At 62.7% G+C, this 15025-nt stretch carries 14 protein-coding genes; 2 read left to right on the top strand and 12 right to left on the bottom strand.

What is annotated here, in order from left to right; genetic code table 11:
- Positions 1 to 12: 12 nt before the first annotated feature.
- From WJU18_RS23890 to modA, 5 genes are all read right to left on the bottom strand, one after another.
- Entirely contained in the window at positions 13 to 1851 is a 1839-nt protein-coding gene (locus tag WJU18_RS23890) for a TRAP transporter large permease (RefSeq protein WP_423456134.1), read from the bottom strand.
- Positions 1852 to 1869: 18 nt separating this feature from the next.
- Positions 1870 to 2496 (bottom strand): TRAP transporter small permease subunit, encoded by a 627-nt coding sequence (locus WJU18_RS23885; protein WP_423456133.1) that lies wholly within the window; start codon positions 2494 to 2496, stop codon positions 1870 to 1872.
- Between the two features lie 193 nt (positions 2497 to 2689).
- Positions 2690 to 3781: a molybdenum ABC transporter ATP-binding protein gene (modC, locus tag WJU18_RS23880; protein WP_423461087.1), complete on the bottom strand. Its 1092-nt coding sequence runs from the start codon at positions 3779 to 3781 to the stop codon at positions 2690 to 2692.
- 41 nt (positions 3782 to 3822) lie between these two features.
- Positions 3823 to 4500, bottom strand: coding sequence for a molybdate ABC transporter permease subunit (gene modB / locus WJU18_RS23875; protein WP_423456132.1), 678 nt, complete (start codon positions 4498 to 4500; stop codon positions 3823 to 3825).
- 82 nt (positions 4501 to 4582) lie between these two features.
- On the bottom strand, positions 4583 to 5350 hold the full coding sequence (gene modA, locus WJU18_RS23870) for a molybdate ABC transporter substrate-binding protein (protein WP_423456130.1): 768 nt from the start codon (positions 5348 to 5350) through the stop codon (positions 4583 to 4585).
- Between the two features lie 243 nt (positions 5351 to 5593).
- Here modA and WJU18_RS23865 point away from each other — a divergent pair, with 243 nt between their 5' ends.
- Both WJU18_RS23865 and WJU18_RS23860 read left to right on the top strand, forming a co-directional pair.
- Positions 5594 to 6541 carry a hypothetical protein gene (locus tag WJU18_RS23865; RefSeq protein ID WP_423456128.1) on the top strand — a complete coding sequence of 316 codons (948 nt, stop codon included), beginning with the start codon at positions 5594 to 5596 and terminating at the stop codon, positions 6539 to 6541.
- A 64-nt stretch (positions 6542 to 6605) separates the two neighbouring features.
- Entirely contained in the window at positions 6606 to 7523 is a 918-nt protein-coding gene (locus tag WJU18_RS23860) for a TOBE domain-containing protein (RefSeq protein ID WP_423456126.1), read from the top strand.
- Positions 7524 to 7592: 69 nt separating this feature from the next.
- Here WJU18_RS23860 and crcB read toward each other — a convergent pair whose 3' ends face one another.
- The 7 genes from crcB to WJU18_RS23825 all read right to left on the bottom strand — a co-directional run bounded on the left by crcB (position 7593) and on the right by WJU18_RS23825 (position 15016).
- A complete protein-coding gene (gene crcB / locus WJU18_RS23855) occupies positions 7593 to 7973 on the bottom strand; it encodes a fluoride efflux transporter CrcB (protein WP_423456125.1) in 381 nt (126 codons plus the stop codon).
- Positions 7974 to 7999: 26 nt separating this feature from the next.
- The gene (locus WJU18_RS23850) at positions 8000 to 9016 is read right to left on the bottom strand and encodes a recombination-associated protein RdgC (RefSeq protein ID WP_423456123.1); all 1017 of its coding nucleotides are present in this window, start codon (positions 9014 to 9016) and stop codon (positions 8000 to 8002) included.
- A gap of 64 nt (positions 9017 to 9080) precedes the next feature.
- Positions 9081 to 10244, bottom strand: a complete 1164-nt coding sequence (lapB, locus tag WJU18_RS23845) for a lipopolysaccharide assembly protein LapB (RefSeq protein ID WP_423456121.1) — start codon at positions 10242 to 10244, stop codon at positions 9081 to 9083.
- Positions 10234 to 10509: a LapA family protein gene (locus tag WJU18_RS23840; RefSeq protein WP_423456119.1), complete on the bottom strand. Its 276-nt coding sequence runs from the start codon at positions 10507 to 10509 to the stop codon at positions 10234 to 10236. The genes lapB and WJU18_RS23840 overlap by 11 nt, the downstream gene beginning before the upstream one ends.
- A 72-nt stretch (positions 10510 to 10581) precedes the next feature.
- Positions 10582 to 10902: an integration host factor subunit beta gene (locus WJU18_RS23835; RefSeq protein WP_423456118.1), complete on the bottom strand. Its 321-nt coding sequence runs from the start codon at positions 10900 to 10902 to the stop codon at positions 10582 to 10584.
- Between the two features lie 209 nt (positions 10903 to 11111).
- A complete protein-coding gene (rpsA, locus tag WJU18_RS23830; RefSeq protein ID WP_423456117.1) occupies positions 11112 to 12797 on the bottom strand; it encodes a 30S ribosomal protein S1 in 1686 nt (561 codons plus the stop codon).
- A 227-nt stretch (positions 12798 to 13024) separates the two neighbouring features.
- Entirely contained in the window at positions 13025 to 15016 is a 1992-nt protein-coding gene (locus WJU18_RS23825; protein ID WP_423456115.1) for a bifunctional 3-phosphoshikimate 1-carboxyvinyltransferase/cytidylate kinase, read from the bottom strand.
- Positions 15017 to 15025: the final 9 nt, after the last annotated feature.

Genomic DNA, 15025 nt, shown 5'->3' with positions numbered 1-15025 from the left:
CCGGCAGTGAGGCTACTGGGCGCCCGAAGCAGCCTCCGACGGTTTCAAGGCATCTTCCATCGCCTTGGCAGGGTCATCGGCGCCGTAACCGCTTTCCTCGCTGGCCGGCGCTTCCAGTGCAGGAGCGGAGGCGTCACTGCTCTCAGATGCAGCCTCACCCGGTTGCGAGGCGAAAGGATTGTCGCTGCCGTAACCCTCGTTATTCTTGAGTGCGTCCATCATCTGTGCGCCGACGGCTTCCATGTTCACCTCGACCTTCTTGTCCAAGCTGCCCGTCACCAGGGTGGGGAAGGCAATCAGGATGCCGACCATGATCAGCTGCATGAGCAGGAACGGAATAGCACCCTTGTAGATCTGCATCGTCGTGACAGGGTCCATGACTTTGCCGGTCACGCGGTCGACATAGGGCTTTTCTGGGGCGACCGAGCGCAGGAAGAACAGGGCGAAACCGAACGGCGGATGAAGGAAGGATGTCTGCATGTTCACCGCCAGCAGCACACCGAACCAGATCAGGTCGATCCCGAGCTTGTCGGCCACCGGCGCCAGCAGCGGAATCACAATGAACGAAAGTTCGAAGTAATCCAGGAAGAACGCCAGGAAGAAGATCATGAAGTTGACCAGCAGCAGGAAGCCTACTTGGCCGCCGGGCAGGTCAGATAGCAGATGTTCCACCCATTTGGGGCCGTCGGCGGCCTGAAACACCAGGCTGAACACGGTGGCGCCGATGAGGATAAACATCACGAACGAGGCCAGCTTGGTAGTGGACGCCAATGCCTGCTTGAGCAGTGAGAAGCTCATGCGGCCCCGCATCCACGCCATGATGATCGCGCCTACCGCGCCCATCGCGCCGCCTTCGGTGGGCGTGGCCACGCCCAGGAAAATAGTGCCCAGCACCAGGAAAATCAGCAGCAGCGGCGGGATCAGCACGAAGGTGACACGCTCGGCCAGCCTGGACAGCATCCCCAGCTTGGCAAAGCGGTTTACGATGGCAATCAACCAGGCAATGAAAACGCCGCCGCACATGGCGACCACGACCTTCTCGTCGGTGGGCACGGACTCCACCAGTTCCCCTTGCCACCAGGTGTGAATGTCCGCCATGTGGCTAGCCAGGAAGTAGGACACCAGGGCTGAAATCGCTGCCAGTACGCCCAGCGAGGTGTAGCCGGCACTGCCGTCAGGCTCGCGCAGGGTGCGTGCTTCGGGTGGCAGTGCAGGCAGCACCTGCGGGCGGAAGATGGCCAGAATCACGATCCACAGCACATACAGGCCCACCAGCATGAAGGCCGGCAGGAAGGCGCCCTTGTACATGTCGCCCACGCTGCGGCCGAGCTGGTCGGCCATGATGATGAGCACCAGCGATGGAGGGATGATCTGCGCCAGCGTACCGGAGGCCGCGATCACACCGCTGGCCAGGCGCCGGTCATAGCCGTAGCGCAGCATGATGGGCATGGAAATCAGGCCCATGGAGATGACGGAGGCCGCCACCACGCCGGTCGTGGCTGCCAGCAGGGCGCCGACGAACACCACGGCCAGTGCCAGGCCTCCCCGAAGCGAGCCGAAAACCTGGCCCACGGAGTCGAGCAGGTCTTCCGCCATGCCGCTTCGTTCGAGCACCAGCCCCATCAAGGTGAAGAAAGGCACGGCCAGCAAGGTGTCGTTGGCCATGATGCCGATGAGCCGCTGAGGCAGCCAGGCGATCACGGATGAAGGGAAAATGCCCAGCTCGATGCCGAGAAAACCGAAGGCCAGTCCGCAGGCACCCAGGCTGAAGGCCACTGGGAAGCCCAGCAGCAGAAAGATGATCAACCCCCCGAACATGATCGGGGCATAGTTGGTGACGATGAATTCCATGAATATCGCTCCTGCCGATCAGCGCGCCTGCGGGGCAGGAGTGGATGCGTTGGCCTCCGCCTGGGCGGCGGCTTGTTGGCGCAGGGCTTCTGCCAATTCCTCTTCGGCCGATTTATCGGTCAGCCGCCCCATGGGGTCGGGCCCTTGGCCACGCAGGAAAGCGATCCGCTTGATCAGCTCAGACCAGCCCTGCAGCATCAGCAGGACGAAACCAATGGGCAGCGACAGCCATACCGGCCACCGGATCAGGCCTCCTGGGTTGCCCGACATCTCGCCCGATTGATACTTTTCGACTAGCATTGGAATGCACAGATCGATGGCCACCAGGCACAACGGGGTGAGGAAGAAGGCAAAGCCTATGATGTCGATCCACACTTGCGTGCGCTTGGACAACCTGCTGTTCAGCACGTCGATACGTACGTGCTCCCGGTGCAACAGAGTGTAGCCGGCTGCCACGAGGAAAGACCATGCAAACAGATACCACTGGACTTCCAGGAACCCGTTCGAGCTGTAGTTGAACACCTTGCGTACCACCGCGTTCAGTGCACTGATCACGGTGGCGGCAAAAATCAGCCAGATGACGGCCTTGCCCACTTGGGCGTTGAGCCAGTCGATGGCTCTGGATAGCTTGAGCAGCGCTTGCATCGGGGTCTCCGGTTTCTATGGCGCAATATCTGAAAATGCCGGGTGGCTTGCCGGTTGGGCGCGCGCACTGATGGGCAAAAAGTGGTGAACGATTGTAATGAGCGCTGCCAGGGGAGGTATAAGGGGGGTATCCCTGGGGGTGTAAGCTTTTTGAAAGCGCCACGTGGGCGGCGCGGCGTTGCACCTGCCACCCTCAATCGAGGACAGCAACCCCTTTGACCTGCGCAAAGACGGATTGCCCCGCCGTGAGTTGAAGGGCATCCGCTGATTTGCGCGTGATGCGTGCCAACAGGGCCGTGCCTTCCAGATCCAGCGTGACCAGGGCCTGTGCGGGGCCATCGTCCGTCAGCGAGCGCACGGTGGCCGGCAATACGTTGAGAACACTGGTATCGGTGGCAGGTGTCAGCGTGAGGCTGACGTCGCGTGCAAGTACCCGCAGGCGCAGATGTTCCCCCACATGGCGCGGCCGGCTTCCCGTTGCTTGAACGCACTGAAGCAGGCCACCGGCAAAGTGCACTTGCAGCAACCCCCATTCAGCGTCAATGCTTGCCAGTTCGCCTTCGAGTACTGCGCTGGCATTGTCGCCATGCGCCAGCGGCAGGTCCATCCGGGTCAACAATGCCGCAGTGCGGCCGTTGGCCAGCACGCGGCCATGGTCCAGCAGCACCAGATGCGCGGCCAGGCGAACCACTTCGTCCAGCGAATGGCTGACATAAAGAATGGGGAGCGCCAGCTCATGCTGCAAGCGCTCAAAGTAGGGCAAGAGTTCGGCCTTGCGGGCAGCGTCCAGCGCTGCCAGCGGTTCATCCATCAGCAAAAGGCGTGGGCTGGTGGCGAGCGCGCGGGCAATGGCTACGCGCTGGCGTTCACCGCCTGACAGCTGGGCTGGCCGGCGAGGCAGCAAATGACCGATGCCCAGCAACTCGATAGCCTGATCGAGTGCGATGCGGCGCTCGCCGGCGGGTACTCGCTTCAATCCGAAATCCAGATTGCTTTGCACCGAGAGATGGGAGAACAGGCTGGCTTCCTGAAACACATAGCCCAGCGAGCGCTTGTGCGTGGGCAGCCAGATGCCAGTTTCGTCATCCTGCCAAGTGTCGCCGCCTATGACGATTCTGCCTGGGCGCGGGCGTATCAGGCCAGCCACGGCCCGGAGCAGCGTGGTCTTGCCGCAGCCCGAAGGGCCGAACAGCGCGGTGACGCCGCGGTTGGGCAGTGGCAGATCGACATCCAGGGTGAAGGCCTGCGGACCGCTGCCATGTGTGACACGTGCGCGGACTTGCAAAGGTGAGCGCGAAGAGGAGGGCAGGAGGGCTGAAGCCTGATTCACGCGTGCTGCTCCCGCCGCGGCTGGACCCAATGCAACGCGAGCAGCACCAGAAAAGAGAACACCAGCATGCCGCCAGCCAGCCAGTGTGCCTGGGTGTATTCGAGCGCTTCGACGTGGTCGTAGATTTGCACCGAGATCACGCGGGTCTTGCCGGGCATATTGCCGCCGATCATCAACACGACACCGAACTCGCCCAACGTGTGCGCAAAACCCATGACCGCACCGGTCAGATAGCCGGGGCGTGCCAACGGCAGCGCCACATGCCAGAAGCGATCCAGGGGCCCGGCACGCAGGGTGGCGGCCGCTTCGAGCGGGCGGTCTCCAAAGGACTCGAAGGCGTTGACCAGCGGTTGCACCACGAACGGCAGCGAGTACACCAGCGAGCCCAGCAGCAGACCCCAGAAAGTGAATGAAAGCAGCCCCCAGCCCAGGGCCTGGGTGAGTTGGCCCAATGGGCCGTTGGGCCCCAGCCCCATCAGCAGATAGAACCCGAGCACGGAGGGCGGCAGCACCAGCGGCAGCGCCACCAGGGTGCGGATGGGCACACGCCAGCGGGAGCGCCCTCGTGCGAGCCACCAGGCCAGCGGTGTGCCGATCACGAGCAGAATCAGCGTTGTCAGGAGCGACAACTCGATCGACAGGCGGATGGCGGCAAGGCTGGTGGCGTCAAGCATGGGAAGGGAGTCAGAGCATGTTCAGCGTCTCGGCGCAACGGACCCGCGAGGAGATTGTGAACACGTTCTTATACCTTCAAGATTACTTCACTTCGTAGCCGTAGCTGCGGATGAAATCCTTGGTGCGAGGCGAACGCATGAGATCCATCCAGGCCTTGGCGGCGGGGTTGCCGGCTGCGCGCTTGAGAATCACGGCATCCTGCACGATAGGCGCATGGTATTTGGCCGGCACCACCCACATGGACCCGTTCTTCAGCTTGCCGCCGTCGAGCACCTGTGCCAGCGCCACGAAGCCCAGCTCGGCGTTGCCGGTAGAGATGAAGTTATAGGTCTGGCCGATGCTCTCGCCTGTGACCAGTTTCGGTTGCAGCGCGGCGGTGAGGCCCAGCTTTTCCATGACCTCGATGGCCGCAGCACCATAGGGTGCCAGCTTGGGGTTGGCGATGGCGATCTTGTTGAACTGGCCGCCCTTGAGGATCGCGCCCTGATCATCCACGAAGCCAGGCTTGGCAGACCACAACACCAATTGGCCGATCGCATAGGTGAAGCGCGAACCGGGCACGATGCCGCCTTCTTCTTCCAGTTTGGCAGGACGCTCGTCATCCGCGGCCAGAAGGATGTCAAACGGAGCGCCGTTCTTGATCTGCGTATAGAAAGCGCCAGTGGCACCGAAGGAGAGCTTGGCCTCATGGCCTGTGGTCTTCGCCAGGATCTCGGCCAGTGCCTTGGCTGGCGCGGTGAAGTTGGCGGCCACGGCGACCTGCACGGTTTCCGCATGAGAGACAGAGGTGATGGCTGTAAAAGCCAGGGCAGCGCTCAGGGTAAGCAGACGGCGAAGACGGGGTCGCATGTGAAACTCCTCTGGGAAAAACGGGCGAAACAAGTTGCTGACTGGTCTCGCTATTCAATGAAGGAATAGCGAGTGTAATCCACGCCTCATGTCATGAACGGAGCGAATGAGAAGAAGGTATTGCATGGGGGTCTCCTCAGTGTCATGGTTGTTCAGCGTCATCGCTATTCATTTATAGAATAACGATCCGGTATTCAACCACAACCCCAGCCATTACCTGACACAGAGAAAGCGAGGCAGACAATGAACACAACGACGATTCCTTCCAGAAAGCAAGGCGTTTCCTGGGAGCACTACACCCGTGTATTGCTGGGCGGCGTGGTTGCCGCAGCGCTGTCTCTTGCCGCGTGCGGTGGCAGCGGCGACATCGACCGCGGGCCGACGACGATCGCTATCAAAGCCAAGCTCAACGGCCTGTATTGGGATGCGGGCGAATCCAGGCTGTACCTGACCGATGATGCCACCAACACCATCAAAGTCTGGAATGGCGACGAGAGCTTCGACGTCCAGGCTACCTTGCCGCCGGCCCCTGCCAGTGGCGCTACGCTTGGCCAGTTGACCCGCACCTCCGACGGCACCTTCTACACCACCCGCTTTGGATTCGGCACGGACGGCACGGTGGTCGCGGTTCCCAAGACGGGGGCGCCCTTCAACCTGAGCGGTCTGGAGGCGCTCCGCCGGCGCATCGGCATCACGACCACGCCCGATGGCGCGCTGGTGGACGGCTGGTTCATCAAAGGCGGTACCGGCAGCATCAGCCAACTGGCGGTAAACGGTGGCCAGGGCACTGAGCAGGAACTCGTCAGGGGGCTGGGCAAACCGGTCGGTTTGGCGGTGACAGGCGATCGCCTCATCGTGACGGACCAGAATACGGCCCGGGTCACGGCCTATTCACTGACAGACGCCCGTGTTCAGCCGCTTGGGGCGGATAGCGGCCAAGTGCTGGCCACATTCACCACGCTCGACGGCCTGGATCTCATGGCGGCCGCGTCCGATGGCACACTCTACATGGGCGGCAGCGGCGGCACGCTGTACCAGGTCAGTACCAGCGGAGCGGTCAAGACACTGGCGACCGGCTGGCCTGCTATTCGGGGCGTAGCGGTTGATACCGCCAACCGCCGCTTGTTTGCGGCCGTGGCCGGCGCGCAGACCACCGATCCCTCTTCGATCCGGATCGTGCCTTTGGATTGAGTACGAATGCGCGAGGGCTGTTCTCTGGTGCGCTTCCAGTGCGCCAGGGCTCAAAATAGGGCACATGAAAACAAAGCCCCTTTCCGCCAACTCACTCGGCTACGCGCGAGCTGACAAGCGCCTGGAGATTCTGCATCTGGTGGGCCAACATGGTTCCATTTCGCAGGCGGCCCGCTCGGCAGGCGTCAGCTACAAGGCGGCATGGCAGGCCGTTCACACGCTCACGAATCTGGCTGGCGAACTGCTGGTCGACAGCAGTGTGGGCGGCACAGGGGGTGGCGGGGCCCGGCTTACGCTCGCCGGTATGCGGTTGCTGGAGGCGGCCGGGCAGATGGACGCGGCCCGGCGCGAAGTGCTTCAGCGTATCAACTCGCCTTCAGTAGGCGCGCTGACCGGCCCCCGTACCAGCATGCGCAATCATCTGCCCTGCACGGTAGCCCGACTGGAGAGTGCGGGTGACCGCGATCCCGTGGTGCGCGTCGTGCTGGCGCTGCCGGGAGGCGATGAGCTGGCTTCCCTCGTGACGCGGGAGAGCATCGAGCTGTTGTCTCTGGAGCCGGGCTTACAGGTACTGGCGCTTTGCAAGGCGACGGCGGTGCGAATGGAGGCCGGTGATGCAGGGCAGCGTGGGGACAATTTTTTGTCGCTGGGCCGCCCCGAGACAAAAAAAGCCCCCTCGGGGGGCAGCGGACCACGCGAAGCGGGGGAGCGTGGGGGCAATTTTTTGTCGCTGGGCCGCCCCGAGACAAAAAAAGCCCCCTCGGGGGGCAGTGGACCACGCGAAGCGGGGGAGCGTGGGGGCAATTCCCTGGCTGGCCGAGTGCTGCGGGTAGCGCGCGGCACCTTGAACGACGAACTAGCGCTGACATTGAGCTCTGGTCAGCAGTTGGTGGGTTTTGCGGCGCGGCCCAATCGCTTGCGTATTGGCAGCAAGGCCTGGGCGCGGATCGAAGAAAGCGCCGTGGTGCTGGCGCTGGGTTGAAGCATTGAAGAGCGTTTGCAACGCAACCTTCTTCCCTGAAACATAGGGTACGCAGTTACTTGAACTGCGCTACCTGCCCATAAGCGCCAGCGCTGTCTTCAATCCGGCCACGGTCAGGAGCAGCGAGCCTGCCACGTGAATGATCACCGTGCCTACCGCTTGCGGGTAGCGTTGTTGCAGCAGCATGTCGACCACCTCTGCGCTGAAGCTGGAAAACGTGGTCAGCGCGCCGAGAAAGCCGGTGACCAGCATCAGCCGCCAAACTGGATCAAGCCCTGGGTGATGGTGAAAATACGCCACGCAAAGACCGATCACGTAGCCACCAATCAGGTTCGCCGCCAGAGTGCCCCAAGGCATCCAGGCGCCGGGGTGATTCAGCCAGGTTCCGAGTTGCCAACGGGCCAGTGCACCGAAGCAGGCCCCCAGACAGATGGCAATGACGGCATGCATGGTGGGTCTCCTATGCAGGCTTCAAATTAGAAGGGCGGATCTTCGTCGTCCGCGACAGGAACGGGTGCCCCTTGTGGAGCCGTGGCCTGCGGCGCAGCAGCAGGTGCCGCAGGCGCGTTGACGTTCAGGTCGCCGGGTTCGGCTTCTCCGCCCAGTGCCTCGATCAGATCGGGAATCAATGCACCCAACTCACCCGTAGCCAGGGCGACATCGGTATCGAAGCGATCTTCTTCCTTGTCCTGAGCGCTGGTTTCTTCGAAGACGCCCTCCTGGAAGGCGATTTTCTTCAACTGCAGCGTCTGTGTGAGCGAGAAGCCCACTCGGCCCTGCCAGCCCAGCGCCAGCCGGGTGGGGAGTTTGCCCTCCCGGATGTGCTGGCGAATTTCGTCGGTAGCCAGGTTGTGGCGGCTGAATTTGACCACGGCCGGCTCTTCGCCGCTGCCCTTGAGCTCGCATTCGCGCTCCACATGGAAGGCATCAGGTAGTTCGTCGGCCGATTCAGCGGCCAGCCAGGCCGACATGGCCCCCTGAGGGGACTGTTTCGTTTGCAGCAGGCTCACGCTGAAGCCTTGGCCGGCGACCCGTGAAAGGCTGGTGATGATCTCATCAGCCTTGCCCTGGGCGCTGGCATCGAGCACGAGCCAACGGTTTTCCGGATCAATCCACATCGTGACCTGACCGCGCCGGGGAAAGGCCTGGGGCAGCAGCGAGAGCAAGGCGTCGTCACGGAGATCACGCGACTCCTTCTTGCCAGGTTTTCGCCCGGTGGTCTTTTCGATGTGATCGATGGCTTCTTGCGTCTTGCGCCGCACGGCGTCGCCCGGCACGGCCTTGGTTTCAATCGCGAGGCGCGCGATCCATTGGCCAGCCACGGTTTCGACCATGGCGCCATGCTCGTGGCCGCGCGGGGGGACCCATCCGCTGGATTTTTGTTGCGTGGCCCCGCATTCTGTAAAGGGCTCGCTGGCCAGCGCTTCTTCGAGTTGCGCCGCCGTCGTCGGCCAGCCTGGGCCGAGGCGATACAGCATCAGATTCTTGAACACGAAAACTCAACCTGTCACTAACGGCCCACGTCGGGCCCGGGCCAGCATCTTAGCCTCTGTGAGGCTACAACTCTTCAATGCGGCGTGGTGGAAAGCTGTCCCAGGCTTGGCAGCCGGGGCATTGCCAGAAATAGGCTTGTGCCTCGAAGCCGCACGCCGCGCAGCGGTAGCGAGCCAAGGGGCGGGCGGCGTGATCGAGGGACTGCTGCACGATAGGGTGGGCCTGCTCGTGTGCGAAAGGCTCGTGCGCCAGCCAGCGCGCCGCCATGATCAGCGAAGGCTCCTGCTTCATGTGCTGCACATACCATTGGCGTGCTTCGTCGACCGGCTTGCCACCCGCGATTTCACCTTGCACGATGGCTTCAGCGACATCCAGGGAGGGTGATTCGGCGTGGCTTTGGCCGAGCAGCGCGATCGCGCGTTCCCGCTGGCCGCTGGCCTGCGCCGTCCGGAGCAGCTCCGCCGCCACCAGGGGCAAAGCTTGCGGAGCGTGTTGTTGGACGCTGACCAGCATGTCGAAGGCCCCAGCCTGATTGCCTTGGCTGGCTAAAAGCGCGGCAAACTGAATGCGGGGGCGGGCAGTATGCGGTGCGTCGTGGATCGCTTTTTCCAGGAGCGTACGTGCAGCCACCGGATCCTTTTCCCGGACCAGCGCGGTGGCGGCCTGTTCGCACAGGTAGTGGGCGAGCCGGCTGGTGAAATCGCCGTGTTCGGTCTTCTGGAGGCGCTGAGCCATCTCAGCGGCTTGGGGCCATTCCCGGGAGCGCTCATAGATGGCCAACAGGGTCAGCCAGGCTTGCTCCTGAAAGCGCGTGCCTTCCAGCTTGCGCAAGGCATCCTCGGCCCGGTCGAGCAGGCCGGCTTTCAGAAAATCGAGAGACAGCGCATGCTGTGCCCGCTCACGGTCTTCTTTACCCAGGTCAGCCCGCGAAAGCAGGTGCTCATGCACGCGCACGGCGCGTTCATATTCTCCACGGCGGCGAAACAGGTTCCCCAGGGCAAAGTGCAACTCGGAAGTGTCCGGATCCTTCTGGACCGCTTCGATGAAGGCATCGATGGCCTGATCCTGCTGTTCGTTCAGCAGATAGTTGAGCCCCTTGAAATAGGCTTTTGGCGCTTGCCGGTTCTCGATGCGCAACTGGCGCAAGTCGAGCCGCGAAGCTAGCCAGCCGAGTGCGAATGCAAGCGGCAGACCGAGCAGGATCCAGGTGAAAAAATCAAAGTCCATGCGGTGGAGTGGGCAGCAGCGAATCCTCACCTCGCACGGAGGCTCCAGCGGGCGTTGCAGGCTCGGTTGGAGGCGTGCGCCGCTTCCACCAGCCGGGCAGCATGCCCAACACGCCCACCACTACGCCGAGCGCAAAGGCGGCTAGCACGATCAGCATCATGGGCCCTCGCCATTGATGGCCGAAAAGCAGGTGCACCGTGGCATCGTGCTGGTTATTCAGCGCGAAAGCGAACAGAGCAAAAAAATGGCTGCCTTCAGTATCCACTTCAGCAGCCGGGTGAGCTTGGTCATAAGTTCTCTTCCCGAGCGGGAAGATTCTAGTGCAGTACGCGAGAACTTATTTACCTTGACGTAGTGTAGCCTCTTCGGCATCCACAGGCTGTGAGCCGACCGTTTCGCGCAACGCCTTGCCAGGCTTGAAATGCGGCACACGCCGCTCAGGAATCTGCACGCTTTCGCCGGTACGCGGGTTGCGTCCCAGGCGCGGTGCGCGGCGATTGATGGAGAAACTGCCAAAACCGCGGATCTCAATGCGGTGTCCGCGCGTCAGCGCGTCACTCATGGTGTCCAGAATGGTCTTGACGGCCGCCTCGGCATCGCGATGCGTGAGCTGCCCAAACCGCTCGGCCAGCAATTCAACGAGATCTGATCGAGTCATAAAGTCAGTTACCCACCCATACCATGAAATAAATGTAGGAGCGGTGCCAGCTGCGAATCAGGGTGATCCGCGGCTAAACCGCTCCTACATAGTCCTGCTACTTAACCATCTTCCCGATCCCCTCTCAGGGCACTCGTGGAGCGGGCTTGGCCCGGCCGCTGAGTGCGCCCCCTTTGAGGGGGAGCGCCGCAAGGCGCTCGGGGATGGGCTTACTTGTCGCTGGAGTCCAGCTTGGCACGCAGTAGCGCGCCGAGGCTGGTGGTACCGGCATGCTCGCGCGAAGCCTGTTGGTTCAGCGATTGCATGGCTTCCTGCTGGTCGGCAGCATCCTTGGCCTTGATGGACAGTTGGATGTTACGCGTCTTGCGGTCGACATTGACCACCACGGCGGTGACTTCGTCGCCCACTTTCAGCACTTGGCTCGCGTCTTCCACGCGGTCGCGGCTGATTTCGGAGACGCGCAGGTAGCCCACCACGTCGTTGCCCAGATCGATCTCGGCACCACGAGCGTCCACGGTCTTGACTTGACCGGACACGATCTGGCCTTTGTCGTTCACCGTCACGAAGGTGGTGAACGGGTCTTGGTCGAGCTGCTTGATGCCCAGGCTGATGCGCTCGCGGTCGACGTCGACTGCCAGCACGATGGCTTCGACTTCCTGGCCCTTCTTGTAGTTGCGCACAGCGGCTTCGCCGGGCTCGTTCCAGGACAGGTCGGACAGATGCACCAAGCCATCGATGCCGGCGGCCAGGCCGACGAACACGCCGAAGTCGGTGATCGACTTGATCGGGCCCTTCACGCGGTCACCGCGCTTGGTGTTCTGAGCGAACTCTTGCCATGGGTTGGCACGGCATTGCTTCATGCCCAGGGAGATGCGGCGCTTGTCTTCGTCGATCTCGAGAACCATGATCTCGACTTCGTCGCCCAGCGACACCACCTTGGAAGGTGCAACGTTCTTGTTGGTCCAGTCCATTTCGGACACGTGGACCAAACCTTCGATACCGGGCTCCAGCTCGACGAAGGCGCCGTAGTCGGCGATGTTGGTGACCTTGCCGAACATGCGCGTACCTTGCGGGTAGCGGCGGCTGACGCCCATCCAGGGATCGTCGCCCATCTGCTTGAGGCCCAGGCTGACACGGTTCTTCTCGGTGTCGAACTTGAGGATCTTGGCAGTGATTTCCTGGCCGGCGGTGACCACCTCGGAGGGGTGGCGGACACGGCGCCAGGCCATGTCGGTGATGTGCAGCAGGCCGTCGATGCCACCCAGGTCGACGAAAGCGCCGTACTCGGTGATGTTCTTGACCACGCCGTTCACGATGGCGCCTTCTTTCAGCGTTTCCATCAGCTTGGCGCGCTCTTCGCCCATGCTGGCTTCAACCACTGCGCGGCGCGACAGCACCACGTTGTTGCGCTTGCGGTCAAGCTTGATGACCTTGAACTCCATCGTTTTGTTTTCGTAGGGAGTCAGGTCCTTGGTGGGACGCGTGTCAACCAGCGAACCCGGCAGGAATGCGCGGATGCCATTGACCAGCACGGTCAGGCCGCCCTTGACCTTGCCGCTGGTGGTGCCGGTGACGAAATCGCCAGATTCGAGGGCTTTCTCGAGAGCCAGCCAGGAGGCCAGGCGTTTGGCGGTGTCACGGCTCAGAATGGTGTCGCCGTAGCCGTTTTCGATGGAGCCGATGGCCACAGGCACGAAAGCGCCCGGCTCGACCTCGACTTCGCCCTGGTCGTTCTTGAATTCGTCGATTGGGATGTAGGCTTCAGACTTCAGCCCGGCATTGACGACGACAAAGTTGTGTTCGACACGCACCACTTCGGCAGTGATGACTTCGCCCGGGCGCATTTCGGTACGCTGCAGGGACTCTTCGAACAGGGCGGCAAAAGATTCAGACATTAAGGTTTCCTGAAATCCGCGAAGCAGGTTTTACGGTGGCGGAATTGCCGCCGTTTGTTGAAGCTGCCTGCGGTCTGGGTGTGGCCCAAGCCACGGTTAAGTTGCAAAAAACCACCTGGCCCGAACGCCGCGCAGGTGCGGCAAAAGCCCGGTGGAACGAAAAAACGCATGGTTCGAGCCGCAGATGTGAACAGCAGGGCAACCCGAAACGAAAGGCTGCCTGAACGTCAGAACGGTTGTCGCTCCTGCCACCATCCAAGCACCTGATTGACCGAAGCTTCAATGGTCAATTGGGAGTTATCCAGCAGCAATGCGTCCTCGGCTGGCTTCAAGGGCGCGGCTGCGCGGGTCTTATCCTGCGCATCGCGCGCCTCCAAGTCGGCGCGAAGGGTGGAGATTTTACTGGAAATTCCCTTCGAAATCAACTGCTTATGGCGCCGCTCCGCGCGCTGGGCGGCATCTGCCGTGAGATAGACCTTGAGCGGGGCGTCCGGGAAGATGACGGTGCCCATGTCGCGCCCGTCGGCCACCAGGCCGGGCAGGCGGGCAAAGCTGCGCTGCAGATCGAACAAGGCCTGGCGCACGCCGGGCAGCACGGAAACGCGTGAGGCGTCCATGCCGGCGGCTTCGGTGCGGATGGCTTCGGTCACGTCTTGCCCTGCCAGCCAGATCTGCTCCGAAGTGAAGCGCACCGGCAGTGCGCGCGCCAGTTCGGCGATCCGGGCTTCATGGGCGGCGTCTAGTTCCAGGCCCTGCTGGCGGGCCGCGAACGCTGTCAGCCGATAAAGGGCGCCGGAATCGAGATAGTGGTAGCCAAGGCGCCGGGCCAGTTCGCCGGCCAGGGTGCCTTTGCCGGAAGCCGTGGGACCGTCGATGCAGATCACCGGGACGCTGGCGGCGGGCCGGGCCACGGAAAACAAGGCTTCAAAGTAGTCGGGAAAGGTCTTGGCAACGCATTTCGGGTCTTCGATGCGTACCGGCAGCCCCGCGGGGTTGAAGGCGGCCAGAGAGCCGCACATGGCCATGCGGTGGTCGTCGTAGGTATGCAGGCTGGCTGCCCGCCAGGTGGCAGGCGGGCTGACGCGAATGAAATCCGGGCCTTCCTCGACTTCGGCGCCCAGCTTGCTCAGCTCGGCGGTCATGGCGGCGATGCGGTCGGTTTCCTTCACGCGCCAACTGGCGATGTTGTACAGCCGGCTCGGGCCGTCTGCGTACAGCGCCATGGCCGCGAGCGTCATGGCGGCATCGGGGATGTGGTTGCAGTCGAGGTCGATGGCCTTCAGCGGCCAACTGCCGCGGGAGACTTCCAGCCAGTTGGGCCCGCTTTGCACTCGGGCTCCCATTGCAAGGGCAGCTTCCACGAAGCGGATATCGCCCTGAATCGAATCTTGCCCAACGCCTTCGATTTTCAGCGCCGCCCCTTGGCTGGAAGCAATGGCTCCAAGGGCGATGAAGTAGCTGGCCGAAGAGGCGTCAGCCTCCACATGGATCTCACCTGGCGAACGATAGCGGCTACCCGCTGGAATGACGAAGCGAGACCACTCCTCGCGCTGCACCTGGATGCCGAAGCGGGCCATCAGCTTGAGCGTGATCTCCACGTAGGGGCGGGAGATCAGCTCGCCCACGACCTCGATGACGATATCGCCGGCACCCGGCCGATTGGCCGCCAACGGCAGCGCCATCAGCAGCGCGGTGAGAAACTGGCTGGAGACGTCGCCGCGCACGGGCACGGGGGCGTCGAGTTTCAGCACGGGCTCGCCGATGCGAAGCGGGGGGAAGCCTGGTTGTCCGGTGTATTCGACCTGGCAGCCGAGCGCGCGCAGTGCATCGACCAGATCGCCGATGGGCCGCTCATGCATGCGGGCGATGCCGCTCAAGGCATAGTCGCCGCCGAGTACGGCCAGCGCGGCGGTGAGGGGCCGCATGGCGGTGCCGGCATTGCCCAGGAAGAGCTCGGCCTGCCGGTTGCGTGTTCTGCCGCCGATGCCTTCGACGATGGTGCGGCCCTCTTCAAGGGTGACTCCGCATCCAAGCTGGCGCAGCGCTTGCAGCATGACGCGGGTATCGTCGGAGTCCAACAGGTCGTGAATGGCCGTGCGGCCTTCGCACACGGCAGCCAGCAGCAGGACGCGGTTGGAGATGCTTTTGGAGCCAGGCAGGCGTACGGTGCCGCTGGCGGTACCGAGGGCGGGAATATCGAGGAACGCGGTATCGAACACGATGGAAGG

The organism is Ottowia sp. VDI28 (assembly GCF_049532675.1).
Classification (GTDB): Bacteria; Pseudomonadota; Gammaproteobacteria; order Burkholderiales; family Burkholderiaceae_C; genus Ottowia.
Note: the sequence above shows the minus strand (reverse complement) of the source record. Positions and strands in the feature narration are given on the sequence as shown.

Excerpts from the sequence above, each read along its gene's own strand:
- WJU18_RS23860 (WP_423456126.1), top strand. The coding sequence starts at position 6,606 with ATGAAAACAAAGCCCCTTTCCGCCAACTCACTCGGCTACGCGCGAGCT.
- modA (WP_423456130.1), bottom strand. The coding sequence starts at position 5,350 with ATGCGACCCCGTCTTCGCCGTCTGCTTACCCTGAGCGCTGCCCTGGCT.
- rpsA (WP_423456117.1), bottom strand. The coding sequence starts at position 12,797 with ATGTCTGAATCTTTTGCCGCCCTGTTCGAAGAGTCCCTGCAGCGTACC.
- WJU18_RS23865 (WP_423456128.1), top strand. The coding sequence starts at position 5,594 with ATGAACACAACGACGATTCCTTCCAGAAAGCAAGGCGTTTCCTGGGAG.
- lapB (WP_423456121.1), bottom strand. The coding sequence starts at position 10,244 with ATGGACTTTGATTTTTTCACCTGGATCCTGCTCGGTCTGCCGCTTGCA.
- crcB (WP_423456125.1), bottom strand. The coding sequence starts at position 7,973 with ATGCATGCCGTCATTGCCATCTGTCTGGGGGCCTGCTTCGGTGCACTG.
- WJU18_RS23885 (WP_423456133.1), bottom strand. The coding sequence starts at position 2,496 with ATGCAAGCGCTGCTCAAGCTATCCAGAGCCATCGACTGGCTCAACGCC.
- modB (WP_423456132.1), bottom strand. The coding sequence starts at position 4,500 with ATGCTTGACGCCACCAGCCTTGCCGCCATCCGCCTGTCGATCGAGTTG.
- WJU18_RS23890 (WP_423456134.1), bottom strand. The coding sequence starts at position 1,851 with ATGGAATTCATCGTCACCAACTATGCCCCGATCATGTTCGGGGGGTTG.
- WJU18_RS23835 (WP_423456118.1), bottom strand. The coding sequence starts at position 10,902 with ATGACTCGATCAGATCTCGTTGAATTGCTGGCCGAGCGGTTTGGGCAG.